Annotated in this window: 2 protein-coding genes; one reads left to right on the top strand and one right to left on the bottom strand. The window is 71.0% G+C overall.

Going from position 1 to position 2,163, the window contains the following annotated elements:
* A partial coding sequence (locus AX744_RS16650; protein ID WP_331709311.1) for an alkaline phosphatase family protein occupies positions 1–1,139 on the top strand: 1,139 nt, incomplete at its 5' end.
* Between the two features lie 47 nt (positions 1,140–1,186).
* On the opposite strand, the gene sepH is transcribed toward AX744_RS16650, so the two are convergent.
* Positions 1,187–2,163: septation protein SepH (gene sepH, locus AX744_RS16645; RefSeq protein ID WP_061018094.1), on the bottom strand; the 977-nt coding region annotated here is incomplete at its 5' end.

The following is a 2,163-nucleotide window of genomic DNA, read 5'->3' as shown; positions in this document are numbered from 1 at the left end:
GTGTCAGACTGGCTCGGATGTCCTTCATGCTACCGTCCGCGGCGCCCAGCGCCCGGAGTGTCGTCGGGGTGGCGGGCGACCTGTTCGCCGCCCTCCGAGGCGAATCCGAGGTTCTGCCGCGCGCGGACTCGGTCGTGCTCGTGGTGATCGATGGGCTCGGGGCGATCAGCCTGCGTGGCCATGCCGGACACGCGCGCTCCCTGACCGCGGGGATGGCGAAGAAGGACGTCGCCCACTCGGTGTTCCCCTCCACCACGGCGGCGGCGCTCACGAGCATCGTCACGGGTGTATGGCCGGGGGAGCACGGGCTCGTCGGTTACCGCGTGCTCGATCCCGACCGCGATGTGCTCGTCAACCAGCTCAGCGGCTGGGAGACCGACGGGATCGATCCGCTCACCTGGCAGTCGGCCCCGACGATCTTCGAGCGAGCGGCCCGCGACGGACACGAGAGTTTCGCCGTCGGGTTCGCCGGGTACGCGCACAGCGGCTTCACCAGAGCCACTCTGCGCGGTGCCGAGTTCGTTCCCGCGACGACCGCGGCCTCGCGGGTCGAAGCCGCATATGAGCTCGCTCGCGAGCACCCGGGGTCGCTCGTCTACTGTTACCTGCCGGAGGTCGACAAGGCAGGTCACAAGCACGGCATCGCCTCCCCGGAGTGGGTCGCCGCGCTGGAGGACGTCGACGCGGCGCTGTCTGCACGTGTCCCGGCGGGCGTGGGCGTCTTGGTCACCTCGGATCACGGGATGGTCGATGTGGCGCCGAACCGTCAGGTCGTCCTGGCGGAGGAGCACGTCGCGGGGATTCGCCACATCGGCGGCGAACCGCGCATGCTGCACGCGTACCTGGAGCCCGACGCGGACCGCGCGGCGGTGACGTCGAGATGGCGCGCCGACCTGGAGGGGGTGGCCGACGTGCTCACCCGCGAGGAGGCGATACGTCACGGCCTCTTCGGACCGAAGGTCACAGATGCCGCCGCATCGCGCGTCGGCGACCTGCTCGCGATCGCTCGCGGTGCCTGGGCTCTCTACGACGGTACGGCGGCCGACCAGCGCAGTCGCGGGATGGTGGGCCAGCACGGCGCGCTCACACCGGAGGAGAGACAGGTGCCGGTGATCCGGCTCGGCGCGTTCGAACGCTGACGCAGACCCTCATCCCCGCCGCGGGTGGGGCTCAGACGAGTCGCGTCTCACTCATCGGTGCGTGCGCCGAAGACGATCTCGTCCCACGACGGCATCGCGTTCCGGCGACGGCGGCGTCCCGTGGAGTCGCCGGCGTCCGAGCTGCTGTTCTGCGGCGCGGGCTGCGGGGGCTCCGGTTCTTCATCCGGCTGCTCCAGGGCCTCGAACAGTGCGATCGGACTCTGGTCCGATCGATCCGTGTCCTCCACATCGTCGAGCAGCGGCGCGGTCTCCCGCTGTCCGCGGCGTCGGCGTAGAGCCTCGAGGAGGTCCGCCGTCTCCGGACTCGTGGTCTGCGCGGCGGGAGCGCGCTTGATCGCCGCGTCCTGCGCTGCCGCGTCGGAGCGGGCCGGGAGCGAGGGGTCTTCCACGTCCGCTTCGGGTGCGGGTACCAGCCGCGGTCCGAACGCGCCGGAGTCGAAGCGACTCTCGTCCTTGTACGGCGAGGTCCGCTCGGCATCGACCGCTCGGAGGCGGGGGATGAGACCTTCGGGGAGCGAGCCCTGCCGAGAGAGCTGTGTCGCGTCGGCGTTCAGCGGTGAGAGCGCGCTGCGGCGAGGATCGAAGCTCCAGCGGGCGTCGTGATCGACGTCGTTGGCGGTGAACTCGAGCTTGATGGTCCAACCGGAGTCCTCCTTCCAGCTCGCCCAGCGCTCGGAGGTGGCTTCGATCTCGGCGAGCTTGGCGCGGACGGCCACACCGAAGGTCGGCTGCGCGTCGGGCTCGACCTCGCTGCCGATCAGGACGGGCACGGCGAGGGCCTGTCCGATCACGTGCTCGCGCTCGGCGAGGACGGGTCCTTCGAATCGGGCCACGTCGTCGACGCTGATGCCGAGCAGCTCCGCGACCTCGGGTGCGGTGAGCCCCGCGCGGATCTGGGCCTGGATGTCGCGCGGGCTCGCAGCGAGCTTCTGGGCCGTCGGCTCGCTCTGACGGGTGGCGCGGCGGATCTCGCGCTGCAGCATGTCGTCGATGGGCAGCGCGA

It is taken from the genome of Microbacterium sp. CCH5-D1 (assembly GCF_001557335.1).
Classification (GTDB): Bacteria; Actinomycetota; Actinomycetes; order Actinomycetales; family Microbacteriaceae; genus Microbacterium; species Microbacterium oxydans.
Note: the sequence above shows the minus strand (reverse complement) of the source record. Positions and strands in the feature narration are given on the sequence as shown.